Genomic DNA, 1,458 nt, shown 5'->3' on the forward strand with positions numbered 1-1,458 from the left:
GGCGTCCCGGCTCGGCGGGTAACCGCCGCCGCGGTCGGCCTCGTCCGGCCAGTCGCGGGCGTAGGGGTCGCGCCCGCGGTCCGCCGGTCGCTCTTCCTGGACCGGCCGCTCGTCCCGTCGCCGTGCGTACGGGTCGCGGTCGTAACCGCCACCCGGCGCCTCGTACGGGTCGGCCTGATAGCCGCGACCGCCGCGGGGCTGGTCGGCGTAACCGTCACGCTCGTACCCGTTGTTGTACGGGTCACCTCCGCGCGGCGGGTCCGCCACTCCGGCCAGATCGGCCGGCGACCGCCGAATGCCCAGCGGGTCGTAGCCCCCGCCTCCCGCCGAATCCGGACCGTCCGGCTGCGCCGGGCCACGCCGGCGCTGACCGCCAGGCTCGTCCGTTCCGTAGGGAGACCGACCGCCGTCGTCCGGACGGTATTCGTACCTCTCCTGACCAGTCATGATCCCAATTCCGCATCGATCGCAGTAGTCGGGCCGTAAGACGGGCGCCCGGTGGGGTGTCGTCCCCTCACCTGGTCACCGGCTCACCCGGAGGGTCCCCGTCGACCGGGTGTCAAGGACCATCTCATCGATCTTTTTGGCGTTCCTCTTCAACCGAACCGTACCTGTTGTGCCATCGTCGATGTGAACCGCCTGCCGTAGGAGGTGGTGGGTGCCCTGTTTGTCGCTGCGAGCGTCGATCCTCCCGCACCGGACCCCTAGTGTCGCAGCGGTCGCCCACCCACCTGAACGGGCCTGCGCACCGCGCATCAGTGCTCCACCCGGGCGGCGACGACGGTGATGTTGTCGTGCCCGCCCGCGTCGATGGCGAAGTCGACGAGGTGGCGCGCGACGTCGATCGCGCCGCAATGCGCCGGCAGCTGGTTCACCAGCGAGGCCATGACATCCGGCCGCGACGCGTAGTTCCACAGCCCGTCGGAGCAGACGACCACCGTGGCCGGCGTCTCGATCGGGAAGATCTCCGTGTGCGGCGCGACGTCCTCGACGTCGCCGCCGAGCCAGCGGGTGAGCGTGTGTGCCCGGCGGTGGGTCTCCGCCTCGCTCGCCGGGATGAGGCCCGCCCGGGCGGCTTCGGCGGCCCAGGTGTCATCCGAGGTCAGCCGCTCGCACCAGCGCGGCCCGAGGAGGTAGACACGGCTGTCGCCGACCCAGCCGACAGTGACCATGCCCGGTCCGTCCGGGGTGGGCGGGGTCACGATCGCCGCCGCGAACGTGCAGGACGGCGCCATCCGGCCCTCCGCCGCGCTGAGCTGCGCGATCGTGCTCTGCGCGGCGTCGACGGCGGCGTGCAGGGCGGCCTCGGCGTCCTCCGGGGTGAAGCCACCGACGATCGCACGCGGCGTGGTGCGCGGCTCGCCGTAGTCGCCGTAGTCGGGTTCGAGGATGTCGAGCACCTCGTCGGCCGGGCTGCCGGCCCGCGGCGCCCGGGCGTCGTAGGGCACGGGGCGGCCC

General features: G+C 72.8%; 2 protein-coding genes and 1 pseudogene. All 3 read right to left on the bottom strand.

The window, feature by feature from the left end; all coding sequences use genetic code 11:
- Nucleotides 1-447, bottom strand: a pseudogene (locus MXD58_RS27460) (FHA domain-containing protein); the annotation flags it as partial.
- A 75-nt stretch (nt 448-522) separates the two neighbouring features.
- Nucleotides 523-756, bottom strand: coding sequence for a hypothetical protein (locus tag MXD58_RS27465; RefSeq protein WP_248838146.1), 234 nt, complete (start codon nt 754-756; stop codon nt 523-525).
- Nucleotides 756-1,458: PP2C family protein-serine/threonine phosphatase (locus tag MXD58_RS27470; protein ID WP_250610957.1), on the bottom strand; the 703-nt coding region annotated here is incomplete at its 5' end. The genes MXD58_RS27465 and MXD58_RS27470, both read right to left, overlap by 1 nt.

It is taken from the genome of Frankia sp. AgKG'84/4 (genome assembly GCF_023242965.2).
In the GTDB taxonomy this organism is placed as follows: domain Bacteria; phylum Actinomycetota; class Actinomycetes; order Frankiales; family Frankiaceae; genus Frankia.